The 25,672-nt window shown below is 62.9% G+C and carries 23 protein-coding genes; 9 read left to right on the forward strand and 14 right to left on the reverse strand.

Translation table 11 applies throughout. The features are described from left to right. Positions 1–1,203, reverse strand: coding sequence for a cytochrome P450 (locus OK015_RS18940; protein WP_268125373.1), 1,203 nt, complete (start codon positions 1,201–1,203; stop codon positions 1–3). Positions 1,204–1,344: 141 nt separating this feature from the next. Between OK015_RS18940 and OK015_RS18945 the strand changes: the two genes are divergently transcribed. Together OK015_RS18945 and OK015_RS18950 are read left to right on the forward strand one after the other, a co-directional pair. Further along, positions 1,345–2,175: a mycofactocin-coupled SDR family oxidoreductase gene (locus OK015_RS18945; RefSeq protein WP_268125375.1), complete on the forward strand. Its 831-nt coding sequence runs from the start codon at positions 1,345–1,347 to the stop codon at positions 2,173–2,175. Further along, a complete protein-coding gene (locus tag OK015_RS18950; RefSeq protein ID WP_268125377.1) occupies positions 2,153–3,145 on the forward strand; it encodes an acyl-CoA thioesterase in 993 nt (330 codons plus the stop codon). Before OK015_RS18945 ends, OK015_RS18950 begins: the two co-directional genes overlap by 23 nt. Here the strand turns inward: OK015_RS18950 and OK015_RS18955 are convergent. Then, complete coding sequence (locus OK015_RS18955; RefSeq protein ID WP_268125379.1) at positions 3,120–4,652, reverse strand: AMP-binding protein; 1,533 nt, start codon at positions 4,650–4,652, stop codon at positions 3,120–3,122. The two genes, OK015_RS18950 and OK015_RS18955, sit on opposite strands and share 26 nt — an antisense overlap. A gap of 448 nt (positions 4,653–5,100) precedes the next feature. Here OK015_RS18955 and OK015_RS18960 point away from each other — a divergent pair, with 448 nt between their 5' ends. Further along, positions 5,101–5,742: a TetR/AcrR family transcriptional regulator gene (locus OK015_RS18960; protein ID WP_268125381.1), complete on the forward strand. Its 642-nt coding sequence runs from the start codon at positions 5,101–5,103 to the stop codon at positions 5,740–5,742. 30 nt (positions 5,743–5,772) lie between these two features. On the opposite strand, the gene OK015_RS18965 is transcribed toward OK015_RS18960, so the two are convergent. Next, positions 5,773–6,294, reverse strand: a complete 522-nt coding sequence (locus OK015_RS18965) for a MarR family winged helix-turn-helix transcriptional regulator (protein WP_268125383.1) — start codon at positions 6,292–6,294, stop codon at positions 5,773–5,775. A 376-nt stretch (positions 6,295–6,670) separates the two neighbouring features. Between OK015_RS18965 and OK015_RS18970 the strand changes: the two genes are divergently transcribed. Beyond that, positions 6,671–8,167: a carotenoid oxygenase family protein gene (locus tag OK015_RS18970; RefSeq protein WP_268125385.1), complete on the forward strand. Its 1,497-nt coding sequence runs from the start codon at positions 6,671–6,673 to the stop codon at positions 8,165–8,167. A 45-nt stretch (positions 8,168–8,212) separates the two neighbouring features. Further along, positions 8,213–9,403 (forward strand): spirocyclase AveC family protein, encoded by a 1,191-nt coding sequence (locus OK015_RS18975; protein WP_268125387.1) that lies wholly within the window; start codon positions 8,213–8,215, stop codon positions 9,401–9,403. Between the two features lie 7 nt (positions 9,404–9,410). Here OK015_RS18975 and OK015_RS18980 read toward each other — a convergent pair whose 3' ends face one another. From OK015_RS18980 to OK015_RS18990, 3 genes are read right to left on the reverse strand one after another with little or no spacing between them, the layout of a single operon-like run. Beyond that, positions 9,411–10,217, reverse strand: coding sequence for a hypothetical protein (locus OK015_RS18980; RefSeq protein ID WP_268125389.1), 807 nt, complete (start codon positions 10,215–10,217; stop codon positions 9,411–9,413). Next, the gene (locus tag OK015_RS18985) at positions 10,214–11,029 is read right to left on the reverse strand and encodes a hypothetical protein (protein ID WP_268125391.1); all 816 of its coding nucleotides are present in this window, start codon (positions 11,027–11,029) and stop codon (positions 10,214–10,216) included. The genes OK015_RS18980 and OK015_RS18985 overlap by 4 nt, the downstream gene beginning before the upstream one ends. A gap of 5 nt (positions 11,030–11,034) precedes the next feature. After that, entirely contained in the window at positions 11,035–12,390 is a 1,356-nt protein-coding gene (locus OK015_RS18990) for a protoporphyrinogen/coproporphyrinogen oxidase (RefSeq protein ID WP_268125393.1), read from the reverse strand. A 132-nt stretch (positions 12,391–12,522) separates the two neighbouring features. Here OK015_RS18990 and OK015_RS18995 point away from each other — a divergent pair, with 132 nt between their 5' ends. After that, on the forward strand, positions 12,523–13,173 hold the full coding sequence (locus tag OK015_RS18995; RefSeq protein ID WP_268125395.1) for a TetR/AcrR family transcriptional regulator: 651 nt from the start codon (positions 12,523–12,525) through the stop codon (positions 13,171–13,173). 10 nt (positions 13,174–13,183) lie between these two features. On the opposite strand, the gene OK015_RS19000 is transcribed toward OK015_RS18995, so the two are convergent. The 3 genes from OK015_RS19000 to OK015_RS19010 all read right to left on the reverse strand — a co-directional run bounded on the left by OK015_RS19000 (position 13,184) and on the right by OK015_RS19010 (position 15,807). Then, the gene (locus OK015_RS19000) at positions 13,184–13,828 is read right to left on the reverse strand and encodes a TetR/AcrR family transcriptional regulator (RefSeq protein ID WP_268125397.1); all 645 of its coding nucleotides are present in this window, start codon (positions 13,826–13,828) and stop codon (positions 13,184–13,186) included. Between the two features lie 244 nt (positions 13,829–14,072). Further along, entirely contained in the window at positions 14,073–15,146 is a 1,074-nt protein-coding gene (locus tag OK015_RS19005; protein ID WP_268125399.1) for a spirocyclase AveC family protein, read from the reverse strand. Between the two features lie 94 nt (positions 15,147–15,240). Beyond that, entirely contained in the window at positions 15,241–15,807 is a 567-nt protein-coding gene (locus tag OK015_RS19010; RefSeq protein ID WP_268125401.1) for a TetR/AcrR family transcriptional regulator, read from the reverse strand. 232 nt (positions 15,808–16,039) lie between these two features. Here OK015_RS19010 and OK015_RS19015 point away from each other — a divergent pair, with 232 nt between their 5' ends. Further along, positions 16,040–17,638, forward strand: coding sequence for a phytoene desaturase family protein (locus OK015_RS19015; RefSeq protein WP_268125403.1), 1,599 nt, complete (start codon positions 16,040–16,042; stop codon positions 17,636–17,638). A gap of 28 nt (positions 17,639–17,666) precedes the next feature. Here OK015_RS19015 and OK015_RS19020 read toward each other — a convergent pair whose 3' ends face one another. Continuing rightward, entirely contained in the window at positions 17,667–18,485 is an 819-nt protein-coding gene (locus tag OK015_RS19020) for a spirocyclase AveC family protein (protein ID WP_268125405.1), read from the reverse strand. A 405-nt stretch (positions 18,486–18,890) separates the two neighbouring features. On the opposite strand from OK015_RS19020, the gene OK015_RS19025 reads away from it, so the two are divergent. Continuing rightward, positions 18,891–19,667, forward strand: coding sequence for a hypothetical protein (locus OK015_RS19025; protein ID WP_268125407.1), 777 nt, complete (start codon positions 18,891–18,893; stop codon positions 19,665–19,667). 27 nt (positions 19,668–19,694) lie between these two features. Here the strand turns inward: OK015_RS19025 and OK015_RS19030 are convergent, their stop codons facing one another. From OK015_RS19030 to OK015_RS19045, 4 genes are all read right to left on the reverse strand, one after another. After that, positions 19,695–20,513 carry a hypothetical protein gene (locus OK015_RS19030; RefSeq protein ID WP_268125409.1) on the reverse strand — a complete coding sequence of 273 codons (819 nt, stop codon included), beginning with the start codon at positions 20,511–20,513 and terminating at the stop codon, positions 19,695–19,697. Between the two features lie 19 nt (positions 20,514–20,532). Continuing rightward, positions 20,533–22,104: a class I adenylate-forming enzyme family protein gene (locus tag OK015_RS19035; RefSeq protein ID WP_268125411.1), complete on the reverse strand. Its 1,572-nt coding sequence runs from the start codon at positions 22,102–22,104 to the stop codon at positions 20,533–20,535. Between the two features lie 104 nt (positions 22,105–22,208). Next, the gene (locus OK015_RS19040; RefSeq protein ID WP_268132898.1) at positions 22,209–23,123 is read right to left on the reverse strand and encodes an LLM class flavin-dependent oxidoreductase; all 915 of its coding nucleotides are present in this window, start codon (positions 23,121–23,123) and stop codon (positions 22,209–22,211) included. Further along, the gene (locus OK015_RS19045; protein ID WP_268125413.1) at positions 23,123–24,319 is read right to left on the reverse strand and encodes an aminoglycoside phosphotransferase family protein; all 1,197 of its coding nucleotides are present in this window, start codon (positions 24,317–24,319) and stop codon (positions 23,123–23,125) included. Before OK015_RS19045 ends, OK015_RS19040 begins: the two co-directional genes overlap by 1 nt. 417 nt (positions 24,320–24,736) lie before the next feature. On the opposite strand from OK015_RS19045, the gene OK015_RS19050 reads away from it, so the two are divergent. Further along, positions 24,737–25,624: a hypothetical protein gene (locus OK015_RS19050; RefSeq protein ID WP_268125415.1), complete on the forward strand. Its 888-nt coding sequence runs from the start codon at positions 24,737–24,739 to the stop codon at positions 25,622–25,624. Positions 25,625–25,672: the final 48 nt, after the last annotated feature.

The following is a 25,672-nucleotide window of genomic DNA, read 5'->3' on the forward strand; positions in this document are numbered from 1 at the left end:
TCAGCCGATCACATCGAAAAGCAGTTCCAACCCCTCGGGACCGTTGGCAATGCCAGGGGCCCAACGTACTTCGGCGCCCGGATCCGCGAACCGCAAATTCGTCACCCGTTTGAACAGCTCATCGAAAGCGATCGCGATCTGGATGCGGGCGAAGTGCGAGCCCAGGCAGCGATGGATGCCCAGCCCAAAGCCCGCCGAGCTACTGCGACGCACATCGAACTTCAGCTCCGACGCATCTTCGAAGCGCGCCTCGTCGCGATTCGCGGAATCGAAGCGCACGAGCAACTGCTCGCCTTTCTTGATCGCCACACCGCCGAGTTCGACATCTCTGGTGGCCGTCCGGCCAAGACAGCCAACCGGCGATTCCAAGCGAATGAACTCGTCCATGTCCTGACGAATCCACGCCGGATCACGTAGCCGCCCTTCGAGTTCGGGCTCTCTTGCCAGGTGGTAGGCGATCGAACCCATCGCGCCCCGGGTGGTATCGAGGCCACCCAGAAACAGGACGGTCACCACCCCAAGTCGTTCCTCATCCGTCAGCGGCCGGCCCCCGTCCACCGTTCCGGTGGCGATCGCGTTCAGCACGTCGTTTCGGTCGACGGGGTTCGCTTCACGCTCGGCAATGTATTGCCCGGCGAGCACGGCGAGTTCGAAAAACGCTTCGTCAGTGGCCTCGATGGCAACCCGGACCACGACTTCAGCGGCATCGTCCATCTTCTCGGGGTCGTCTTCGTTGAACACGACCCGCGACAACGCGTTGCCCACGAACGGGCCCGCGTACTCCCGGATGAAGTCGAAGCGCCCGTTGTCGATGAAGCGCCCGATGAGTTCGCTGGCATTCTTTCGCAGTTCGGGCTCGAAGCGCAGCAGGAAGTTGCGAGTGAACAGCGGGTTGAGGATCCTGCGTAGGTCAACCTGGTAGGGCGGATCGGAATCGAGCGGGTTGAGTTGCACCGGCGACGGGCGCGGCGCAACCCCGGCCGATGAAAACGTTTGCGGGTCTTCAAGAACCCGACGGACATCCTCGTAGCGGGTCACGACGTACTGTCCGCCGCCGTCGGCATCCGTATGAGCGACCGGACAGTCGCGCCTCGCGTGCGCGAAGACATCCCATTTGACCTTCTCGTGGTCGGGATCCCACATGTTGTAGTGCGGCAGAATCGCCGCGGCCGACTTCTCGGATTCGGCCTGCGCCTCGCCCATGTCGTCGCACACTAATCCATCAACGTTTGGTTAGTCAATGACGCCGGCCAGGCGACAGGCCAACTCTGGCCCCTACATAATCGAACAATGATCGGTTAGATTGAGATCGCGGCACGCGACGCCGCTGAACGGGAGATCCGCATGGGAGCGTTGGACGGCAAGGTTGCCTTCATCAGCGGTGGTGCGCGCGGTCAAGGTCGCTCGCATGCTGTGCGGTTGGCCAAGGACGGTGCAGACATCGTCACGTTCGACATCTGCGAGCAGATCGACTCGGTGCCCTACCCGCTCGGGACCGAGGACGAGCTTGCCCAGACCGTCGACGAAGTCGAAGCACTCGGTCGCCGGATCGTCGCCGCTAAAGCCGACGTTCGCGACGAGGCCGCGGTGAACAAGGTCTTCGATGAGGGGTTCGCCGAGTTCGGCCGAGTGGACATCGTGATCGCCAACGCCGGCATCATGCCCGTACTGGGTCCCACCTCGACCGTGGTGCAAGCCTGGCATGACTGCATCGACGTCATGCTCACCGGCGTAGTCCACACGGTCGAGGCGGCTATCCCGGCACTGGTCGAGCAGAACCAAGGTGGCGCTGTCGTGATCACCAGTTCGGCTGCCGGCTTGAAGGGAACGACACGGAGCCTGCGGTCAAAGACGTATGGCATGTTGGGCTACACCGCCGCCAAGCATGGCACCGTAGGGCTGATGAGGGCCTACGCAAATGCGCTGGGCAACTATAACATTCGAGTGAATTCGCTGCACCCCACCGGCGCCAACACTCCGATGGTCAATAACGAATCGTTCCTGGGTGCCGCGCCGCAAGTACCCGAGCTCTTCGAGGCGATGACCAACATCCTTCCCGTCCAGCTCATCGAGGCCGAAGACGTCTCTAACGCGATCGCCTGGTTGGTCTCCGACGAAGCCCGCTACATCACCGGCGCAACGATCCCTGTCGATGCCGGTGCGACCGCGCGCTGACGGCTACCCGAAGTCGGGGACCGACTCCGCCGAGAACACCGATTCGACGCCTTGGTGGCAGACGCTTTTCGCGCTGCACGAAATCTCCGTCAACACCTATCGAGCCGCACCCACCCGCTCCGGCTTGCCCCGCCTCTACGGTGGCCAGGTGGGGGCACAGAGTCTGCTGGCCGCGGCCGCGACAGTCGATTGCGACCGGCCGGCGCACTCGTTGCAAACCTCGTTCTTGCACGCGGGCGACGACACCCGTTCCATCACCTACGACGTCGAGCGGGTACGTGATTCCCGTTCGATGTCTACCCGCGTAGTCAGCGCGCACCAAGACGGACGAATGCTAGCCACCACCGTCGCCTCGTTTCACACCGCGGCGTCATACGACCGCCGGGCATCGATCGAACATGAATGGCCGCAAGGCGAATCGGCCGACCCGCTGCCCGACCCCGACACCCTCCCATCACGTTGGGCGTCGTTGTCGGAGCGATATGGAGCCGAGATTCCGGCGCAAGCCGCTCCACGATGGCCTGTCGATCTGCGATACGTTGATCACATACCGTGGAGTGATTCCATGGCCCCACCACGAAACCGTATCTGGCTAAAGGCTGTTGGCTATCAACGCGAGATCGCCGGCGCGGATGAGGCAGCGCTGGCCTTCGCAACGGACCTGCCGATGTTCGAGCCAGTGTACTTTCCCACGGGGATGGCGTGGCATGACATGGTCGGTCACACGACCCTACTGGGAGCTACGCTCAACCATTCGGTCTGGTTCCATCATCCGACACGTCTTGACGACTGGCTATTGCTTGCACAGTTCGCACCCATCGCGCACGGATTCCGGGCATTCTGCCGCGGCGAATTACGCTCCCGGTCAAGTCAACTCGTGGCGAGCGTCGCTCAAGAGATGGTATTCGTAGAGCCGCGAAAGCCCGACGTGCCGCGCGGCGCGCTCAGACGCCCCGATGATCCAGCTTGAGTTGCTCGCGCGATAGTTTACCGGTGACGTTGCGCGGAAGTCCCTCGACGAGCACCAGCCGTTTGGGAAGCTTGTAGCGCGCCAGCCGTTGTGCCGCGAAGGCGTTCAGGTCATCAAGGGTAACAGCGGCCCCGGGTTCGGGCACCACAACGGCCAGCCCCACCTCACCCCACTGTTGGTCGGCGACTCCGACAACCCCTACGTCGCGCACATCCGGATGCAGCGAAAGTACTTGCTCGACTTCGGCCGGATAGATGTTCTCCCCGCCGGACTTGAACATCTCCTTGACGCGTCCAACCGGATAGTAAAAGCCAGTCCGGTCGCGGTAAGCCGAGTCGCCCGTGCGAAACCACCCGTCCCCGGTGAAATAGTCGGCGTTGTCGCGGTCCCAGTATCCGACGGTGATACTCGGTCCCCGCAGCCAGATTTCACCCGCGACGCCCTCGGCCACGTCGCAGCCCGCGGGGTCGACCAGCCTGATCTGCGTGTGCGGCGCGGCACGACCCGTGGATCCCCTCTTGGCATGGCCGAGATGTGCCATTTCGTCGTCGAGAGCCGTTGCCATCGGGCCCATCTCGGTTCCGCCGTATTGGGGCTGCAGTGCAAACCCGCGGTCGGCCCACAATTGCAGCAGTTCGGGAGATGCGACTGCTCCGGCGATGATCCCGTGGCGCAGGCGCGACAAATCCGCTGCGGCGAAACCGGTCGTCTCGGCGATGCGTTGGTAGAACAACGGGATCGCAGCGAAATGGGTTATCGGCGGGTCGTGGCTGACGAGCTGGTGAAGAACGTCTTCGGGGTCGAAGCGGGCCATCGTCGTCACCGCGCCGCCAAAGTACAGGATCGGGTTGGCCATTACGTTCAGCCCGCCCGCGTGAAACAGGGGCATCGGATTGAGCTGGTGACATCCGGGCTGGGAGTACCCCGTCGTGTGGGCCGTATTGAGGGCCTGCCACACCAGGGTGGCGTTGGTCGATAAGGCGCCTTTCGGCCGCCCGGTCGTCCCCGACGTGTACAGAATGTGAGTGGGCTGATCCATCGCGACCAAACCCGTCGCGCGCAACGGGACTGCCGTCGCGAGAGCGGACTCGTAGTCGATCGCATCGTGTGGCCCGTTGAACGACAAGCGCTGTCCGATCTCGGCTTTCGACGCGACGGCGACGGCAACTTCTGCCCACCGGTCGTCGTGGACGACGACACTCGGGCCGGCGTCAAGGCAGATCTCCTGAATCTCGCTTACGTGCAAGCGCCAATTCAGCGGCGTGAACAACGCGCCGAGGCGCATGCAGGCGAACTGCACTTCGAATACGCGCGGGTCGTTCTCGCTGATCATCGCGACCCGATCGCCGGATCCGACGCCAAGGTCGTGCAGGGTGGCGGCCACACCCGCGACCCGGGCTTCCAGTTGGGCCCACGTCGTTCGCCGACCGTCCTCGGCGCATCCCAGCGCAAGGGACTCGCCGTGATGCTGCGCGTGATAAGCCACCCAGTCAGTTGCGGTAAACACCAATCTGCGCTCCAATCGGCGGCGTTATCTAAGTATGGTTAAAATCCTAATGCGTCGGCAGGGTGCCCGGAATCGGTCGACGCGCTACGGATGTGGCAGACGTCGGAGCGGCGCGCGGAAGCCCGGCGTTCCGGGGCATGGGCCGTAAGCGCTGCCTTGCGCCGGTCCAATGTCGCATTGCCCGTTGATGATGTGGATCGATGCCGTAGATCCCGCATCCAGTGCCGCATCCGCGTTGTCGAGACCGCTTGACATATCACGCCTTCCGCCTGGGCGACCGTCGCTGCGAACGCGACCGTCGGGAGCTTGACGAAACTAATCGGCACTAGCGCACTCACATTAATCCAACAGTGTTTGGCTGTGAAGGGCATGCGCGGTTTGCGACGGGCGGGTCATTCTTGCGGCGAATAGAACCCATCCGCTACGGCCCGCTCGTAGAGTCTTTCCGATGAGTGCTCCCGTCGGCCGGCGCAGGCCAGGCCGTCCGTTGGGAGCCGACGGAGCCGAGACGCGAGCCAAGATCCTGCACAGCGCCCGACAGGTCTTCGCCACCACCGGTTACGAGCGGGCCAGCCTCAAGCAGATCGCCGAGGACGCAGGGATCACCCGCAACGCCATCGCGCACTACTACGCCAGCAAGATCGAGCTCTACGGTGCCGCGCTGGCGTCGGTCCACGATGTCGTGGCCGGCCACATCCTCGCCAACGCCCAGGGAAAAACCGGCCCTGTCTTCCGTCGCGTCATGGCGGTGTTCGAAAGCGCCGTCGAATTCAGCCAGACCGACGAGACATTCGTCCGGTTCTTCGTCATCTCCACCGCCGATGCGATCACCCACCCGGAGCTTCGCGACAAGGCGCTGCTCCCGATCGACTCGGTACGCAACTACGTCGAAAACCTGCTTGCCAACGCCGCGCGCGACGGCGAGATCGATGTCGACATGGACACGGAGGCCACGACCCAGGTCTGCATGGATCTCCTGTGGGGCCTGGCGATGGACACCGGCTTCTATTCCGATGAGCAACGCACGCAACGGACCATGCGATCTATCAGCCGGATCCTCGACGCGACGTTCGCGCCCCCACAGAAATGACAGGCGGAGTCAGGGCCGCCCCGTCGGGGCTTATGGCGCCTTACGGTCAGCGAGCACGCCGAGAAGCCTGCTCAGATACTGCTGATCAGCAGGTGCAAGCTCGGATAGCCACGCGCGCTCGCGCTCGCCTTGCTCACGCATCGCCGCGCGCAGGGCGCTGCTGCCCTCCTCAGTGAGCTCAATCCGGACCAAGCGACGGTCGGCGCCGTCGCGGACCCGACGCACCAAGCCATCGCGTTCGAGAGTGTTCAGCGCACTCGACACCGCGGCCCGTGATGCGCCGGACAGCCGTGCAACATCGCGCAGTTCGACGGTGCCGATTGCCCATAACACGTTCATGATGCGAAAGCCCGCCCATGTCCAGCCACGTCGGCGATGCAGGCCCTCGAAATCCCGGGACAATCGATAGTGCAGCCGACTCAGGTTGAACACGAGCTCGGCATGCCCAGCCGCATCCTGACCCACCGCAGCATCCGCCCCCAGCCGGTGGGCCAACAGTTCCCGATACTCCTCGACGGTGATCGTCCGAGCCGACGGATGCTGGGTAGCCATGTCCGATTATGGCCCACCGCGCGGCTTCCTCACTTCGCCGACGCGCCAGCACTCACCACCGCGGAGACTCATCGCTGATTTGTCTAACGATCGTTTACATAGCTGACGAGACCTGGTGCCCGATCCGCGGGAACCAATCCGCCTCGACCGCGTCGGCTAGGGCGACTATATAACACCAATTTACTGGTAGTTTGTTAATACTGCCGCATGTAGCAGGCCCTTCGATCGCGGTATCCGGATGTGCGTCAAGTCACGGTCAACACCTATACTTCTATGTAAGTGATCGTTTACAAACGGACGCTTCAGCACTAGCATCGGGCATATCGCAGCCCGTACGTCGGGCGCGCAGCCCGAGAGACAAGGACCAGGGATCAAGATGAGCTACTCCGTTCCGGACACGGTGACGACCAAGGGACCGTTCCAACCGATGCGCTTCGAGGCCACGGTCGAGGAGTGCATCGTCACCCATGGCGAGATCCCCAAGGACCTCACGGGTGGCATCTACCGCACCGGACCCTGCTGGAAGCGGCCGGCCAAACAGGGGACGACACCGCTGCTGGCGATGGACGGCATGGTGCAGGGCCTGGTTTTCGAGAACGGCCGCGCCGACTTCCGCAACCGCTGGGTACGCACGCCCAAGTACGTACTCGAAGACAAATACGGCCGTGGAATGTTCGACTACGCCGACGGTGGATTCGGCGATTACCGCGATTACGGCTACGGCGAGGTGGTGCGCACCGCCGAGAACGCTCACACCCCGCAGGGCACCGCCAGCATCAACATCTTCCCCTTCGCCGGCGAACTGATCGTATCGGGCGAACTGGGCGCTCCACCCCAGGTCATTGATCCGATCACGCTCGAGACCAAAGGCATCGTGCCGTGGGCGCCGGATTTGTCCAGAGGCCCACACGAGCCGGTGTGCTTCGGCGACGGAACATTCTGCGCTCACCCGAAGTGGGATGAGGACACCGGCATTCTCTACGGCTGGTCGTACAGCGACACCGCGCCCTATGTGTCGATGAAATACGTGCACCCCGACGGCACGGTGGAGTCACGTGACCTGTGGGATGCGCCGTATAACACTGTGGCACATGATATTTGGCTCACCCCCGAGTGGGTAGTCATGCCGTTCCAGCCATTTATCATTGACCTGAAGCGCAATAGCAAGGGCTACGCGGTCTTCGGCTGGGAGCCCGAACTCCCGATCACGCTTGCACTGATCCCACGGCACAACCTGCAGGGTGAGATCCGTTGGATTCAGACCGAGCTGCCCGCGCAATACGTCATGCACACCATGACGGCCAACATCAAGGCTGATCAGCTCATCCTTGACGCACCGATCTTCAACACGCCGCCCTTCCCGATGGAAAACGAGTTCAAGGAAGGCGATCAAGCCGCGCTGTTCTTCAGCAATGCCGCGAGCTACCTGGGGCGCTGGACCGTCAACCTCACCACCGGCAACACCAAGACCGAGCAGCTCTCCGAGCTGCCTTCCGAGATCTGCAAAGTCGACCAACGCTTCTACGGAAAGGGCCATCGCTACGGCTTCCAGATCGGAGGTCAACCCAAGAAGCGTGGCATGCGGATGGACAGTCTCATCCGCAACGACGTGGACAAGGTCAGTGAGCAGATCTACCAGATCCGGGGTCAGGGCGAACTAGCCGCGGTGCTCGAGGCCTCATTCGCACCGCGCACCATCGATGCTCCGGAGGGCGACGGCTACATCATCGTCCCGGTGTCGTGGTGGGCTGAGCGACGGGGTGAATTCCAGATCTTCGACACCGACGACATCACTGCCGGTCCGATCTGCAAGGTCGAGCTGCCCTTCCACATGGGCTGGACCCCGCACGGTCACTGGATGGATTTCCGCTGATGCGGTCGTTGACAATTTGATACACAGGGTTTCATTATTAAGCTCATGGTAACGACGCCTGCGACCGCTACCAAAATTCAGCGAACGCCCGATGCCGACGTTCAGCCGAACCCGGAGTCGCGGCCTTTGGTTCCAGTGAAATGGTGGGCCGGCCTGGGTGTGCTGATTCTGGCCTTCATCGCCTACGTCTTGATCGACTGGGTAACCGGTCCGTTCTTCGAGCGGGTGCCGACGGGTCCGATGGATCCGCCGACATATATGAAAGTGGCGATGGTCTTCTTCCAGACCGCGTCAATGCCCGTCGGCCTCGGCCTCATAGGTTGGTTCGTCGTGCGTCCGATCATCCGGCAGCGCCGGTTGACCCTGGACGGGATGCTGGTGCTCGCGTTTTCGACGCTGTGGTTCCAAGACCCGTTGTCGGCGTACGGGGGGCACTGGTTCACCTACAACTCGTGGGCGATCAATTACGGCGCATGGGTGCATAGCGTCCCGGGTTGGCTATCCAACGGGAATCCCGGCGCGATGCTGGTCGAACCGATCCTGATCATGCCGGGTTTATACGTCTACGTCTTCGTCATCACGATGTTCCTCGGATGCTGGGCGATGCGCCGGGCCAAGGCCAAGTGGCCGCGAATCGGCGCAGTCGGACTGATCGGCGTGTGCTTCGTCGCCATGGTCGGATTCGACATCGTCCTCGAGGGCGTGATCTTCATGCCGCTCGGCATCTGGGAATACCCGGGTGGACGCGGCCCCGCGATTTTCAGCGGGACCTACCATGCCTTCCCGTTGAATGAAGTCGTCACCGTCTCAGCGACGTTCACTGCCGTGGCTTGCCTGCGCTACTTCCGCAATGACCGAGGGCAGACGCTGGTCGAACGCGGTGCCGAACGCCTTCGGATGTCCGACCGGGCGCAGGCGGTGGTGCGAGCGCTGGCGGTGTTCGCCGGCGTGCACGTGGCATTGTTCATGACTTACAACGTGCCGAACTACTGGATTGGAACCCACTCTAAGGAATGGCAACGCGACCTTGTCGACCGCTCGTACCTCACCGACGGACTGTGCGGACAAGGCACCGACCACGCATGCCCCGGCCCGGGTGTTCCGTTGAGCCGCAATGACAATACCGGTTCCGGCAAGGGCTCTGCCTACATCACACCGGACGGCAAGGCCGTGATCCCGCCGCATACCAGCCTCCCGGCCCAATACCCATTTGCGACGTCGACCCCGCAACGCTAGGACCGGTTCACACTCGAGTGCGGACGGCGTTACCACGCCCCCGTGCCGAGGACATCCGCGCCGCGTAAGCGATCAGCAGGTCGAGGGTCCCGAGGCCGACCGCGATGGTCAGTGCGGCCGCCAGCCATCGCACCGACGTGGAAGCATGGGCATTGAGTGCGCTGAAGATCGGCCACCCAACCGCGACGCTGCCCGCCGCGTCCGACATCATCGGCAGGAACAGCAAATACAGCGCTCGCCCGCCGGTGAACGTGTCCCCCGCGGCCATCAGCAACACGGCCAGCGCAAGCGGGCCGACCGCGTTGATCGCGATCCAATACACGGGAAAGCCGCTGATCTGCAACGGTGCATCGCCGTAGTAGCTGTAGATGCCGCTGGCCAACACGGGCAGTTCGACGGCGACGTCGACCACCACCAACACGCCCACCCAACCCCACAGCTGCCGCCGGCTCACGCCGCGTCGCAGGCTCTGCAGTATCAGATACGGCATCGCGCCGAAGAAGACAATGTAAATACCCAAGCCCCACAACGGAACACGTGCGAACGTATCGAGTGCGGTCCACTGCCCTACAACCGGATGCCACACCAGTCCCAGGACGTCGTCGATCGGCTCGTTGAAATACGATATCGCTCCCCCGACTAGCAATAACGCCAGCGTGAACGATCGCGACCGGGCGATGTCGCGCACCGCGTACGCGGCGAAACCAGCCACCAGAACCGCCATAGCCGCGGTCGCGACGAGTTGAGCGGATTGTGGCATCGCCGTGCCATCGGGAGTCGCGGGCAAATCGAAGTGCCCACGGAACCGGCTCATCCCTGCTCCTGCAGTTCGGGTGTCGATTCCACGCCTTGTTGCATCTTCAAGGTGTGGGCGTAGATCCATCGTGCTGACGCATCGAGTATTGCCAAACCAATTGCGCAGGAAGCGAATGCGCCGGCCCAGGTTATCCACGCTGGAGCGCCGGGCGCGTGCAGGGCGTTGTAGACGGGCAATCCCACCGCGGCGCTGCAGGCGGCGTCGGTCACCACAGGCAAGAACAACACCAGCACAGTACGCCAGCCCGTGAAATAGCCCGGCGCCGCAAACAGGATCGCGGCGCACAGGATTGGGCCCGTGGTGTTGATGAACAGCCAGTACAGCGGGAATCCACCGATGCTCATCGGCACCTGACCATAGCCAAAGTAGGTATAGAGGTGAAAGTACAACAGCGGCAACTCAATCAGCAGATCAGCCACGAACGTGATTGCGATGCCAGTCCAGAATGCCCGAGGGGTGAAGCTCAGCCTGCGCAGCTCTAACAGCAACACATACGCGATGCCGCCGAAGAAGATGATGTAAGTAGGCAGCCCCCAGTGCGGTATGGGGCCCATCGTCTCGAAGACCACATCCTGGCCAGGCCGCGGATGGTGTACGAGTCCCAGGATGTCGTCGAGCGGCTCGTTCAATAACGCGATCCCGCCACCTGCCAGCAACACCACTCCGAGCGGCGACCCCGTCCGTCGCCATTGCCGTATCACGAATGCCACGAACGCGACCACTACGATCCAGAGCACGAATTCAGCGACGGTCTGAGGTATCCGCGGGAAGATCATGTCCGGGGGTGTCGGGATGTTGAACTGTGCCATGGCGATCACGCAGTCAGTGCGGATGCCGGTGAAAGTGCTTGTTGCAGTTCACGTGCGGCACGCTCGCCAGCGGTAGTTGCCGTGTTGACGTTGCCTGACGAGTTGTAAGAACCTGCCAGGTGGATACGACTGTTCAGATCTCGGGCGGCATGGAAACGGCCTAGCGCGCGGTAGAGGCCGGGGTGGCTGTAGACGAGTACCGGGTACCAGCGGTTGACTCGCGCGAACTCGATCGTGGTGCCCAACCCGGGGATTGCCTTCTCCGCATCGGGCAACACATCAGCCAGGATCTCATCGTCGGTGGAATCCATGTGATCGACGGCCCACTGGTTCATCATGAACAGCGACACCAGGCCTTTGCCGGCAGGCGCGCGCTCCGGCGCCTTGTTGTGTTCCAGGATCACCGCGAACAGCCCTTCTGACACCGGTCGAGGAACGACGACAAAGGAGGCCGGACAGTCGGGAACTCGGTTCAGCGCCAAATTGATCGACATCGTCGAGGTGTAGTTCAGCTCCCGCAAGAACTTGGCACGCTCGGGATCTAACTGCGGCACGATATCGGGGACCCGATTACCCATGGAGCTGACGATCGCGCCGGCACCGCGTTCGGAGTATTGCCTGCCGTCAGGCCCGACGCAGGTGACCGTCACGCCGCCGGCGTCTTCGACGACTTCGACGACGTCGGTATTGAGGCGTACGTCGGGGATGGCCGCGGCCAGCCGGTCGGGAAACGAAGAATAGCCGTCGCGAAACGCATACAGCTTGGTGCCCAGCACCTTCTGCCACAGGAAAAAGAACTCCACGACCGAGATCACGCTGGCCGGAACACCCGCTCCGCCGCGCACGGTCGGTTCGATCAGATAGTCGTACAGCTCGCCGTCAAGACCGCGCCGCCGGCAGTACTGCTCGGGCGTCTCGGTGTCGTATGAGCCGGCAATGGACAAGTCTTCATAGCTCAGCAGGTTGCGCAGCTTGAATGAGTCCACAGCCAGTCGGGCAACCTTTAGCTTCGAGCGCAGCGACAGCAGCTTTGTGCGGGCGGCATCCACGACAAGGCGATTCGCCCGCAGGTAGTGCATCTGATCGCCGCGCATGAAACCCATCAGCGAGTTCGCCGGTATCAGTTCGTCTGTCATGCCGATGTCCTCGACCAACCGCAGCACGCTGTCGTAAGCAGCCGGCAAGATCGTCGTCCCGGCTTCCATCAGATAGCCGTCACGTTTGACTGAAAGTAGCTGTCCACCAACACGATCCCGGGATTCGATTACTACGACCTCGTGACCGGCTTCCTGCAACCGCCAGGCCGCCGCTAGCCCTGACGGGCCTGCGCCAACGACGTACACCTTCGATAGGTCAGACATGCTGTGCACTGTATCAAACACATAGTTTGATAAACAGACACTCTGTATGAATCACTCGACAGTGCATATACTTCGTGCGTGAACCCATCCCCTCCTCGACCATTGCAGCTGTCTCGGCCCCAACGCCGCAGTATGCTCAGCCGCCATTTGGTCGGCGTCGTCGAAGAATTAGTGGCAGGAGGAGCCAGGTACGCCGATTTGAGTGTCGAGGCGATCATCACTGCGGGCGGGATTTCGCGGTCCACGTTTTACGTCTACTTCGACGATAAGGGCGATCTGCTCGTTGCGATGGCCCAAGATGTCATCGGCGACCTGCTCGCCGATGGAGCGTCGTGGTGGGAGCTGCCTGTACAGGCAACCCGCGAGGATCTGCACAAGGCCATGCGGGTGCCGATCGACACCTATCGCAAGCACCGCACGATTCTGGGAACCATCGCCGAGACCGCCGCTTACGACCCGCGGGCACAGGAACAACAGCAACACCTGATCGGCCAAGTGGTGAGCGCGCTCGGGACCTATATCGCTGACGCCCAGCGAGCCGAAGTGGCCGATGCCGATCTGGACGCCGCGCGCACCGCGCAGTGGCTCATCTGGATGATCGAACGCGGGCTCTATCAACTGGTCGGCACCGCCGACGACGAGGAGGTTGAGCATCAGCTCGATGCGCTCGTCGAGATCGTCTGGCGGGTGGTCTATCTCAGCGGCCGCGGCGCAGCGACCCGGCCGGCGAGGGCGCGGACTGCCAAACCGGTCCCCCCAACTAAGCGGAGATCACCCAAGTAGGTCGAGTACCTCAGGCCCGCGGCTGGTGTCCGGCGACCCCATAGAGCAGCATCCGGGTGACCTCGTTGATCTGACGGACCTTCCCGGGGCGACGCTGATCGGGCGGGAACACCCAGTCGTCGAGCAGCACCAGGGCCAGAACCGACCCGACCGACACGGCGACGCTGACCGGGGCGTCGAGGTTACGGAAATTCCGAGCTTCACTGTGCTCCAGCAGCACTCGCCGTGGCGTGCTGAGGTTGTTGGCCAGTCTCTCGCTAACCCGGGTAGCGACTTCCGCCAGCCCCGGGTCGTTGCCGGTGATGCGGGCGGCAACCAGAGTGGATAGCAGTCCGCGGTGCTCGTCGACGAGGGTGTAAAACCCCTTTACGAAGGCTTCCGCCACCTGCATCGGATCAGCGGAGGCAGTTGTTTTCGCATCCCAGGTCGTGGCCCAGTTGTCGACGAACTCGGAGAACGGGGCCAGGATCGTCGTCTCGAACAGTTCGGCCTTCGACCCAAAGTTGCGGAAAATGACCGATTCTCCGACGCCGGCTTCCTCGGCGATATGGCGGGTGAGGGTGCCGTGGTAACCGTTTGCAGAGAACAGGCGATGAGCGGCTTTGACGATGAGTTCCCTTACCGTGTCGGGTGCGCGGCGTCCGCCCCTGCGCATGACAGTGGATTCGGTCGTCAGCGCTACTCACCCCTCTCGCCCCCACGCCGCAGCTGATCTGCCTACGTGGCTGTTCAAAGGGTAGCGTGACCGGGCTGCCGATCTGGTGAACCGCCGCTTATCGGGTTTGACCAATTGGCACCGCGCGGCACTCCGTCGACGCTTATTCAGCGCGGATTCTCCACTGCGCGAACCGCTTTAATTCCCAGCCGGGAGCGTCGCCGAGCGCTATCGCCCAGCCGGATCAGCGACCGGTGTTGGGGAAGAACGTGTTGTTGACCGGCATCCGGAAACCCGGAGTGCCAGGGCAGGGACCATAGGCGGTGGGTGCGCTCGAGTATGGATTGCCCGGGATGTTGCACAGGCCGTTGATCAGGTGGGCCGGGTAGTCCGTCGGGTAGGGCGAGGCGTGCAGACCGGCGGGGATCTGAACCAGCAGCAGGGCCCACATTGACATCGCGAATACCGCGACGGTGGCCAAAACGCTGACGGCGGTGCGCGCGGCAGGCCGAAACGATTCCAAGCCGCGTTCGGTGATCGTCTGACCCTTGTCATTGCGAAAGTACCGCACGGCGGCGAACGTGGTGAAAACGATTCCGGTGGTAAGGTATTCGGCCCACGCGTAGCGCTGACCGTTGGAGAAAAGGGAGAACGCCGCGGGCGCGCCGGGCAAGCCCCACAAGTTGAACAGGAAAGTAGGCGCCTCGAGGCAGAAGCCCAGGAACAGCCCGTAGGCGTAGGCGAATGCCAGCAGCGCGAAGGTGCTGATCTGGGGAAGCCGCCGGTGCACGGCGGACATGCCGTGGTTGAGGATGATCGAGAATCCCAACAGGCCGAACGGATAGATGAACATGATGAACACCGGTTGCGGCATCAGCCCGGCGGTCGGGTTCACCACACCCGGGGCCTGGGCTACCCAGGTGTTGAGGTTGAGCCATTGCGAGCTGTACATGAAGTTCGGCTGCATCCAGTTGACCATCGGGTCCCAGAACAGTGTGAAAAACCCGGCGATGATGATGACCGCGTCGAAAATCAGCCGCCGCTGCTGAAGACATTGCCGCACAACGTAAACACTGATCACGACTGCAGTCGCGGCCACGATCGTCTCGTAGGTGCGTGCCACCCACCAGGAGGGCGCACCGGGGTCACGGGCGGCGGTGATCTGGGTCGGGCCCGAAGCCAGCCAGGCTACCCAGGTCCAGAGCGCGTAACCGGCGACCAAGGCGCCGATGACGGCCAAGATGACCGGGGCCGGTACCTGCCGGGGCGGTGCCGGTACGGCCAGGGATTTGCGGTGATCCGCTGCGACAGTGGACATGATGCCTCCAATTCGGAGCCCACGCGGAAACACGCTGTAGCGCTTTACCGTACAACGCGAGGCGACACGCTGACAAGATGTGTCGCCATGTCGCCTAGCTGTCGGCGAAGACTGACGGCACCGCGTAGGTCTGAAACTCGTTGCGCAGCGCTACGGCGTCATGATTTTCCCGCAGCAGGGCGAAGCTGATCACGCCGAGCAGCCACTGGCTTGCTTCGTCAACCACGACACCCTGCCGGAGCTGTCCGGCACTGGCCGCCTGCTCGAGCACCGGTCGCAAACTCTTGGCCAGCAGCGCCTGCACAGCGCTAGCACCGCCAATGATCCGATCGACGGTCTCGCGTGGCAGCGCGTCCGCCAATGCCCCGAATTCTTCATCACTGCTGGCGATTTCAACAGCGCGGGCGAGGACTTCGACGAAACGTTCGCGTAGGTCGGAAGGCCCGTCGGCCAAGGCCGCATCCAGGCGCTGCTGCAATTCGCCACAGCAGGCCACCAGCGCGAGCCCGATCAGTTCGTCACGGCCAGTGACGAAGTCGTACAAGGTCTGGCGCGCCAGCTGCGCCTCCTTGGCGATGTCGGCCATACGAGTGCGCGCCACGCCATAGCGGGCGAACACTGCCCGTGCGGCGCTGACGATCCCGGCGGTGGTGGCGTCCATCGAATGTCCTGTCTAAGGTCGCGGCTCCTGCCGACCTGAGCGATATCCCGCGATTCTATGACCAGTGCCGGCGGTCCGGATCGCCAGGGAAGCACACTCGGCCGAACATTGACATGCCCGCGACGGTGTGTCTATTTTGAGACAGCTCTGTCAATTAATTCATGGCGGTAGGTGGCCCGGCGGCCGTAGCCCGAGCAGCGAAGCCGTCTGCCGCGCACCGATGGAGTACACGATGAAAGCAACCGAGCTTCAAGACAGCTACGACTACATTGTGGTCGGCGGCGGTCATAACGGGCTGAGCGCGGCCTGCACACTGGCCCGTTCCGGGGCCACCGTGCTAGTCCTGGAGCAGCAGCCGCATCTAGGCGGCCTGGCCAGCAGTGGACCGTTTCTGGCCGAGGCCCCCGACCATATCCTGAGCCTGGGCGCGATGGACGACATGTTCATGTCGTGTACGACGTTCATTTCCGATCTCGGCCTGCACCGATATGGCTACCGCAGTACGCCGGTCCAGGCCCCGTACGGCTGGATCGGCGAGGACGGGTCCACACTGCTGCTGTTCCGCGATCTGGATCGCACGCTGGCCGAGGTGCGCCGGTTCTCAGCCAAAGATGCCCGTACTTACGCGGAGCTGCTGCCGGCGCTCTCCTGGATTTTCGACGCACTGACCACGGTCATGCCGCATCATCCCGCGCAACTGCCGAAGGCCGGGTTGGGCAAGCTGATGCTCAAACTGGCTCCGAGTCGGGCGATTCGGAGCCAGTTGGGCCGGATCATGTCGCATAACCTGGTCGACCTGATGGCCGATACCTTCGAGAGCGACCAGATGCGATCGCTTGCCACCTATTGGGGCAGCATGATCGGGCCGATCGATCACGACGGCGGCGGCTTCTACTGCGTCGGCCTGGCCGCGGTGCATCGCAAACCCGGAGTGATCCGCCCCCTCGGCGGGATGGGTGCGGCGATGGCCGCGATGGCGGAGTACGCGACCTACCGCGGCGCCCACATCCGCACCAGCATCCCGGTGCAACGCGTCGCGGTCACCAACAACCGCGCCACCGGTGTCGTACTCGGCGATGGCACCGAGATCGGTGCCGCCCGTGGGGTGCTCGCCGCCGTGCCCCCACAGCTGGCCTACGGCGAGCTGCTTGCCGACGATGTGCTGGATTCGGCGACCAAAGCCAAGGTCGCGATCCTGCCGGCCAGCGGCAACAACTCGGCCACCTTCAAAATCGATGTCGCCCTGTCCGGGCGGGCCAGCTATCCGAAAGGCGATGCGCAGCGGCGCAAAATCGACGACTTCGACATCCGCAAAACCGCCCTGATGACCGGAACGTTCGAGGAGAACATCCGCCAACTGCAGGCCATCCGGGGCGGCGACACGCTACAACGACCCCCGGTCTACATGGCCGTCCTCTCAGCCAATGACTCCGGACTGGCACCGGAGGGCCAGGATGTCGTCTATCTGGCCGCCAATGTCCCGGCCCAACCCCGCGACGGGTGGGAGAAGACAAAAGCCGCAATGTCGGAAGCGATCATGGACTCGGTGACCCAGCACATGGACGGTTTCGATGCCGAGATCGGCCGAATCGAAACCAGCCCTGCCGATTTCGGCGATCAGTTCGCCACCCCGAACGGTTCCTACTTCCACGTCGACATGACCCCGCTGCGGCTGGCGATGAACCGCCCCGCACCGGGCCTCGGCGGCTACCGCTCACCGGTACATAACTACTTCCACGCCGGCGCGGGGTCGCACCCCGGCGGCGGGGTGAGCGGGTGGCCCGGCCGACTCGCTGCCCAAACCGCGCTCGGACAGCACGGCACCCAGTAACCGTCGCACTGTGATAACAGATTGACGCTCAACGTTTTTGACTACGGGCGGGGACCGGAACGCCCGGGCCGGAGCATGTGTTGCGGTGGGCGCCAGAGGCGCACATGTCGTTGATCATGTAGGACGGATACCCGGCCGGAAAGGCGTCGGCATGGGTACCGAACCACTGCTGCGGAATCATGTAGAGCACCACGAAGCCGATATGGATGGCGCCATAGATGGCGAGGAATTTCAATGCCTGCCTGGCTTTGGTGCCGGCGTTGAGCCGGTCGATGCCGCGCTCGACAATGGTGCGTCCGCGGTCATCACTGAAATAACTCAGACAGGCGATCGCCCCCAACGCTAAGCCGTCGAACAACACGGTCTCCGACATCGGAATCTGATACGTCTGACCGGCAAACAACGTGATCGTCCTAATACCACCCGGATACGCATAGGCACCGGTGCGCAAGACGAGTCCTTCAATGACGGTGTCGGTGATGACCAGACCCACAACGATCAACGCGACAAAGCCAGGGACCCCCAGTTGCGGCCACCGCACCTTGAGCTTGCGAACTACCCACAACACGATGATCACCTGGGAGAACACCAACGCGGTGTAGGCCGGCGGCACGATGAGCAGCGGTTCGGGCAGCCGGTTTGCGTTCGGGCTGATCCACGTTGGCCAGGAGCCATTGGCCCACGCACCGCGATTGAGCAAATGCGAGTTGTACAGCAACGACACCGACGTGTAGTTCATGAGCATGTCCCAGAAGAACACCGTCGAGGCGGTGAGCGCGATCATCGCATCGGTGGTCAGCCTGCGATATCGCCGCCACGGGCGGATCGCCCAGAGGTAGAACAACACTGCCGCGCCCAGCGTCCCAGCACGAAAACCTGAAACATCAGTAGCGCGACACCGAGTCCAGCCCACATCAGCACCGGACGCGACTGCTTCTGCACGACGTGGGTCGGCATCAGCCCACTAGCCGGGGCCCACTCGGGAGACAGTCCACAATCGCCATCAGCACACCTCGACATCATTTAGCACAGGTCGTCACGAATCAACGGAGGCGTCATGGCGTCAGACCGGCGCTCCGTACCTCACCATAATTTGAGATTAATCATCTCCACAAGCTATCTATGCACCTCTAGACGATTTTGTTAATGAGTAGCGATAGCTAAGGACGTTGACAGACCGAAGCTGCGGTCACTACCGTTCAGCTCACGGGTCGGGGTTCACGCCGGTCATAACGAGGATTGGAGCGCACCGATGCGCGCTGACGGTTTTCACCCCACCGTGTTGAAAGTCTGTGCTCACACCGGCTTTGCGTTTGCATTCTTCTGGCCGTTCGCGGCCACGGTCGTCTCGGGTTTTCAGTACATCCTGCCGCCGTCCGCGGCCGACCCCGCGCCTAAAGTGGTGGCCGAGTACTTGGCGAATACCACCGGAATTCGCATCGCCACTGTCATTTTCATCTTCTCCAGCATCCTCTACACGACCTGGAGTATGAGCATCGTCCAGATGGTGCGGCGCCGAGAACGACAGTGGCCCATCCTGTTCAACATCATGGTGGTCGCGGTCGCTTGCGAGGTTGTCGTCGTGATGTTCATCGGTTTCTTCTTTGGCGCGGCGTCGTGGCGCCCGGGCGAAACCAGCGCCGACGTCACTCAGGCGCTCAACGATCTGGGCTGGCTGGGCGTGTTGTTCACCGGCGCCCCGTTCGCGCTCTTCCAGATCTGCCTTGCGGCGACCATCCTGCTCGACAACAGCGCGCGGCCCACCTTTCCGCGCTGGTCGGCCTACTTCAATCTGTTCTCGGCGTTCTTCATGTGCGAGGCTTCCCTGCTGCTGTTCTTCAAGACAGGCCCGTTCTCGCAGAACGGGGTACTGGTTTTCTACGTCCCGATGATCGTGTTCTTCGTGTGGATCGTCATGTTCTCGGTGCTGACCCTGCGCGCGATCAACGCCGAGGCCGAGGAGCCCGCCCGCGATCAGACGCTCGTTGACAGCCCCCAGCTACGCACCCCCACCGGGGCGGCACACTAGAACGTCCATTGGCGGGTCCGCCAGGTATCACCGCGTGGTTCCGGCAGCCTGTCCGTGCAACTCGCCGACTTGTGCTTGTAGCTGGGCGATTTGGGCCGCCAGCTCCGCGTGTGTCGGCGTGATCACGCCCCGAGCGCGTGATGCCGCGGCGACGTTGACCTCGGCGACGTGGGTGTCCACTGCGCGAAGCAGATACACCGCGACGAGCACCAACCAGATGCCGAACACGATAACCGGCACCCACCACGCCAGAATCCCGTTCCACGCCAGTGGTCCATGCTTGAAGAACACGTTGAAGGTGCCCGCGCAGAAGATCGTGGCGGTCCACAGGTTGACGTAGCCGAGCCAGCGCGGAAACACCGGCGTGGAGCGACGGTCGATCAGGATGGCGACACCAAAAGCGGCCACCTGAGCAGCGGCTGTTCCGGTCATACCGACGAACGGGATCCAAGCCATATCATTCAGCAGCTCAACGAGTTTGGGATCGCGGTCAGCGCGGAATGTCGCAGTCTGCCAGAAGAAGAGCAGATACAAGAACTCCAGCACGAACAGCATGCCGAACCCGAACTCGATCATTGCCAGCGCGGGAAACCTTCCCTCGATGCGGCGCATCTGAACCGCGATCTCGATGGCGAATACGCCCAGGCACACCGCGGCGGCCATCGTCACGAGCATGCCCCACCGAATCGTGGTGGCGTGGTCGAGGATGAGGCGCGTCGTCTCAAGCGTCGTTAAAGCCGGAGACGGAGGCGGAAAGAACCGTGCCAGCCCGACGAATCCTGCGACCATCAACACGAGACAGACGATCCCACTCCAGGCGCAGAATCGATGAACCGCTCTGTTCATGAGAATCCTCCAGTTACTTTCACTTGATGGCAGGCCGGCGATCGTCTGCCGTGCGGCGAGACGACGGATCCCTCTCCGGTGGTGCATTGAGGCTCAACTGGTTCCGCAACAGGTGCTTTTGGAGCTTTCCACCACCATTGCGCGGGACGACCGCGAAAATGAACTCACGCGGGATCTTGTAATCCGCGATCCGAGAAGCGCAATATTGCCGTATCGAGGCCGGCGTGACATCGGATCCGTCGGCGGCGGTGATGAACGCTACGACCGTTTCGCCCCATTCCGGGTCCGGTCGGCCGATCACCGCAACATCGGTCACCTCGGGGTGGTCCGCGATGGCTAGTTCGACCTCGGCCGAGTACACATTGCGTCCGCCGGTAATGATCACATCTCGCAACCGGTCGACCAAACGCATCGCACCGTCGTCATACACCTGCATCAAATCGCCGGTGTGTAGCCAGCCGTCGCGGATCACGTCTGCAGTGGCTTGAGGCTGGTTCCAGTACCCCTTGGTGATGGCCTCGCCACGAAAAACCAGTTCTCCCACTTGCCCGGGCGGTGTGTCGTTACCACCCGGGTCGACGACTCGGGCCTCGACGAAGGGCTGCGCAAGGTGGCCGGATGACTGCGGCCGAGACCGTACCTGTTCCATCGTCGAGTAAATGCCGGTTGGTCCGGCTTCGGTCTGACCGCACTGCTGGAAGAACGAGACGTGAGGAAAGGCGGCCAGTAGCCGCTCGATGGACGCCGCCGGCATCGGCGCCGCGCCGAAAATGCCGACGCGCCACGAGGTCAAGTCGGCGCTGTTGCCCTCGTAGGTATTCAGGATTCGCTGATACATGGTCGGAACGGCGAATAGCCATGTGGCACGGTGTTGTTCCACCAGCTCCAGCACGGTGCCGGCATCAAACTTCGGCACGACGATGTGGGTCCCGCCGAGCAGAGTTGTGGCGTTCAGATAGGTCATTCCGCCCGAGTGGTACATGGGCGCCAGGTGCAGGTAGCGATCGCCGTCGCGCAGGCCCAACGAAACAATCTGGGCCATCGCCGCCCAAACCGCGCGATGGTGATCGAGCAACACGCCCTTGGGCTTCCCGGTAGTACCCGAGGTGTACAAGATGAATGCGTCGTCTTGCTCGACGGCACGATCTTCATGCACGGGATCGCCGTATCCACCGGCCAGCAGGTCGGGATAGCGTGACGACGGTCCCAATGAGAGCAAGGTGGCCGATGCCGCTATCCGACTTGCGGCCTCGGCCAGCTGCGCGTCGGCCGGGCTGAACGCCAACACGGTGCTGCCGGAATCGTTCAGGATGTGGGCGAGTTCTGGTGCGGCCAACCTGGTATTCACCGGCACGACGATCGCGCCGACGCGCGACGCGGCATGCGACGCAATGATGAATTCCGCAGAGTTCGGTGAAAGAATGGCGACGCGATCATGTTTGCGCACCCCGAACTCCTCGAGCGCGGCCGCCGTGGCGGCAATGTCGCTTTCCAGCGCACGCCAAGTCCACTGTCGCTCCGCCGTGACGATCGCCTCGCGTTCGCCCACCCGGCTGGCATTCGACAATGCCGTTCCGCCAATGGTCGGCATAACCTGTGTTCGCTCCCAGTCTCCGATTATTGAGCCCAGCTATATCAATATAAAGACGTCGCGCAACGGGGTCAACGACGCCGGCAACGCCAGAACGGCGTCACCTAAAGAACTCTGACACCGGGTAACACGCGGCTCGCGAAGGTTTCGATGATCCTCGATCGATGCTCTACCGAACCTGCGGCAATCTGGATCAGCACCGTGTCCACCCCCGCCGCCGCGAATCGCGCCAGCCGATCGATAACGGCCTCCGGCGTACCGATCAGCAGGTAGCGATCGGCAAGCGTCGAAAAGTCCTGGCTGTAGGCCGCACTGACGGCGGCGACGCCCGTAGTCCGCGCCCAGGTCGAATCCGCGTCGACCGCCGTCCAGGCGAACAGCGCGGCCGACACCGCGTCCGCGTCTCGTTCGTGTTCAGCGGCCGCGGCACGAATCGTGGCCAATCCCTCGCCGACGTGCTTGGGTTCGACCATGTAGGGCAGCCATACCTGGGCGTGGCGGCCGGCGCGACGCAACGCGCCATTCTTGCGGCCGCCCAACCAGATCGGTGGACCTTCGGGCTGATGCGGCGCTGGGTCGAGAGCAACGCCGGAGAGCGTCGCGTAGCTGCCCTCGAAGTCGACCCTGCCGCCGGCGAAGAGCCTCCGGATGACCTCTAGGCCTTCGTCTAGACGGTGGAATCGCGTGGCCGGATCGACACCGGCCGCGGCGAATTCGGCAGGGTACTCGCCACCGGCACCGACCCCCAGTTCGAACCGGCCACCCGAAATGCGGTCGATGACGCTCGCCATCTTGGCTACCGCGACGGCGGGATAAAGCGGCAGCAACGCGATCGACGTGACCAGACGAATGCGCGACGTCACTGCCGCTGCAGCGGCCAGCATCGCGAACGAATTCGGCGTCGGGCCGTGGAAGAACAGGTGTTCACCACAGCCGAGAATGTCGAAGCCGAGTTCCTCGGCGCGACGCGCCTCGGCCACGACCGTGTCCGGATTGTCGACGGTGATCCCGACTCGCATCACATGCCCAGGGCGGCGAACGCGTCGAGGTCGGCACACGCCTGCGCCGAGCGCTCGATATTGGCCAGGCTGATTTCTGGCTTCTGCATCTGCGGCTGCAGCTTATTGGAGCCAATAGTGCCGAGCCACATAAACATTGCATGGGGGATCATCTGGCGATAGCGCAGCCAGAGGGTCTCGGAGTCGGGCACACTCGCGACACCGTGCTCACCCAGACGTTCGCGGTAGAACTCCAGGAGGTCGCGTTCCCAGGCCCGTCGATGCGCGATCGTCAGGTTGCCGATCAACGCGTACGCGATGTCCTGGGCGCCGAAGCCGTGCAGCATGCACTGCCAGTCGAACAGTCCGACCCGACCGTCGCCGGTGAGGTACCAGTTGCCGGCATGGACGTCGCTGTGCACGATGGTACGTGGTCCGTCGGCCGAAACGCGCCTGCTGCGCAGCAGCACTTCGACGAAATCATCTCTGCGCAAGAAGATCTCGGGTGGCATCACGTGCTCGGCACGATCGAACCCGACGACAGCGCAGCGGTCCATCAGCATCAGCTTGTGAAGTCGAAGCTGCCACGAGTGCGGGTCCATCAGCCAGCCGAACCGGCTCGTCAGGCCGGGCTGATCCCAGTAATTGGCGTGCAGTCTTGCGAGCAGATCGACGGCGTCCTCGGCCTGTTCCCGGGTGAAGTGCCGGGTGAGGATCGTGTCGGTCTTGGCCCCCCGAGTTCGTGTCACGTCCTCCATGATGAATAGCGATCGATTGGATTTGGGATCCCAGGCGGCGTAGTAGCCGGCCGGCGCCTCAATGTCGAGTTCGCGCCGGATCACGCTGTAGAACGCGTGCTCGGCGGGCAGCAGGTTGCCCGTGGTCGTGACCAGCCGGGTCAATAGGGTCGGAGAGGACTTGGTGAACAGGTGCACGGGCAGTCCAGCCTGGCTTCCCGTCTCGTTGTAGACCACTTCGACGGTTCTACGTGCGGAAGTGCCGTCGTTCTTTGGGCCCAAGATAAACCGCTCGACCCGTGCGCCGGGCGTTCCGGAACACAATGCGGCGGTAAGCCATTCGGTGGTCAGCGCCGCCGGTGACGGTGGTACTTGGTCGAGGCTGGTCGGTCGCGGCCGGGCGATCTTTTCGTAGACGATAGCGGCCGACGCCCTTGCCACGGCGGACCCGATTTCGGCAACGGCGGCGATGGAGGGCATTGGCATTCCTCTACGGTGCGAACGATCGTACGCGGAATACAATAAGTCGATACGGCCGATCCACGGAAACGACGATGGGTCGATACTCCCCCGCCGGCCTTCCGCTGATCTGACCTATTGCCTGCATATTTAGTGCCACTTCACTGTGAATCGGTTCTGAGTCCATGGTCATGATTGGCGTCACGCAGGTCTCGTGTCAAGCCTCGCGGCGACACGCACAGCGCGGACAATCCGAACGAACGTTCGCAGGAACGTACAGAGTTGCCCCGGGCCCAGCGGGCCGCGTCTACGGACAGGCGTTGACCGGCTGCCAGGATCTGACCGCGGACACGGAAATCCTCTACATAATTCGTGAACGATCGTTATCCGTCGTGCTAGGTTAGTGGGCGTTGCCGCGAATCGAGAAGGGAACGATCGATGACCGCAGTCACCGTCGACAGCTGGGGGCCTTTGGCCACCGCGATACACACGGGGGCGGCAACCGACGCCGAACCCACCTGGAAGGACAACGCCTATCTCGCGTTCTGGGACCTGGCTTCCGACACGTTCGGCAGCGTTCACGTCTCGACGTCGCCCAACGCGCCGGGTTCACGCAGGGCGCGGTGCAGCTTCTCGGTAGATGGCAAGACGGTCGAAATCATCGAACCGCTTCCCGAGGGCAGCTTCGCCGGCGACCACATCGATTTCGGGCTCAACGGAGCGGTGCGCATCGACCACCCCGACCTGACCGCGAATTTCGTCAACACCCCGATGTACCTACCCGCCGACTACTCGTCGACGGGGTTGATCCCGGATCTCGTTCCCGGGCGTCCGCTGCAACATTTTCAGAGCGCCTGCCGGGTCGAGGGTACGGTCACCACCAGAAGCGGGCAGCATGGCTTTGCCGCTCAGGGACTACGCGATCGCACTTGGGGTTTTCGCGACGAAGCCGCCATGTGGGTCGAGTACGCCGCGCTGGCGGCCGTATTCGACGACGTCTTCGTGAGCTCGATGAAGTTCCTGCGCACCGACGGGACGCAGGTCTCGGACGGATTCTGGAACACGCCGACGACGTCGACGCCGGTGGTGAACATGAGCATTCGCCGCAACGCCGCAGCCCAATTCGTCAGGGCGCGACTGGAACTCAAAGACGGGACCTCGACCGAGATCGCATTGGTGGAGCGCGCAGCGGGATTCTTCGTTCCCATGGGCGTCGAGACCGACGGGCCCGCGTTCGGCACCTACGACGACTTCATGCAAGTCGAGTCGTCCGGCTTGCGTGGGGGCGGGCTCCTCGAACAAGGTGTCGTGCACCGCGTCCACTGATCGTCGCTGCGGGGGTAAGCCCATTCGGTGAATCCAACTCGCTGACCG

Source organism: Mycobacterium sp. Aquia_216 (genome assembly GCF_026723865.1).
Classification (GTDB): Bacteria; Actinomycetota; Actinomycetes; order Mycobacteriales; family Mycobacteriaceae; genus Mycobacterium.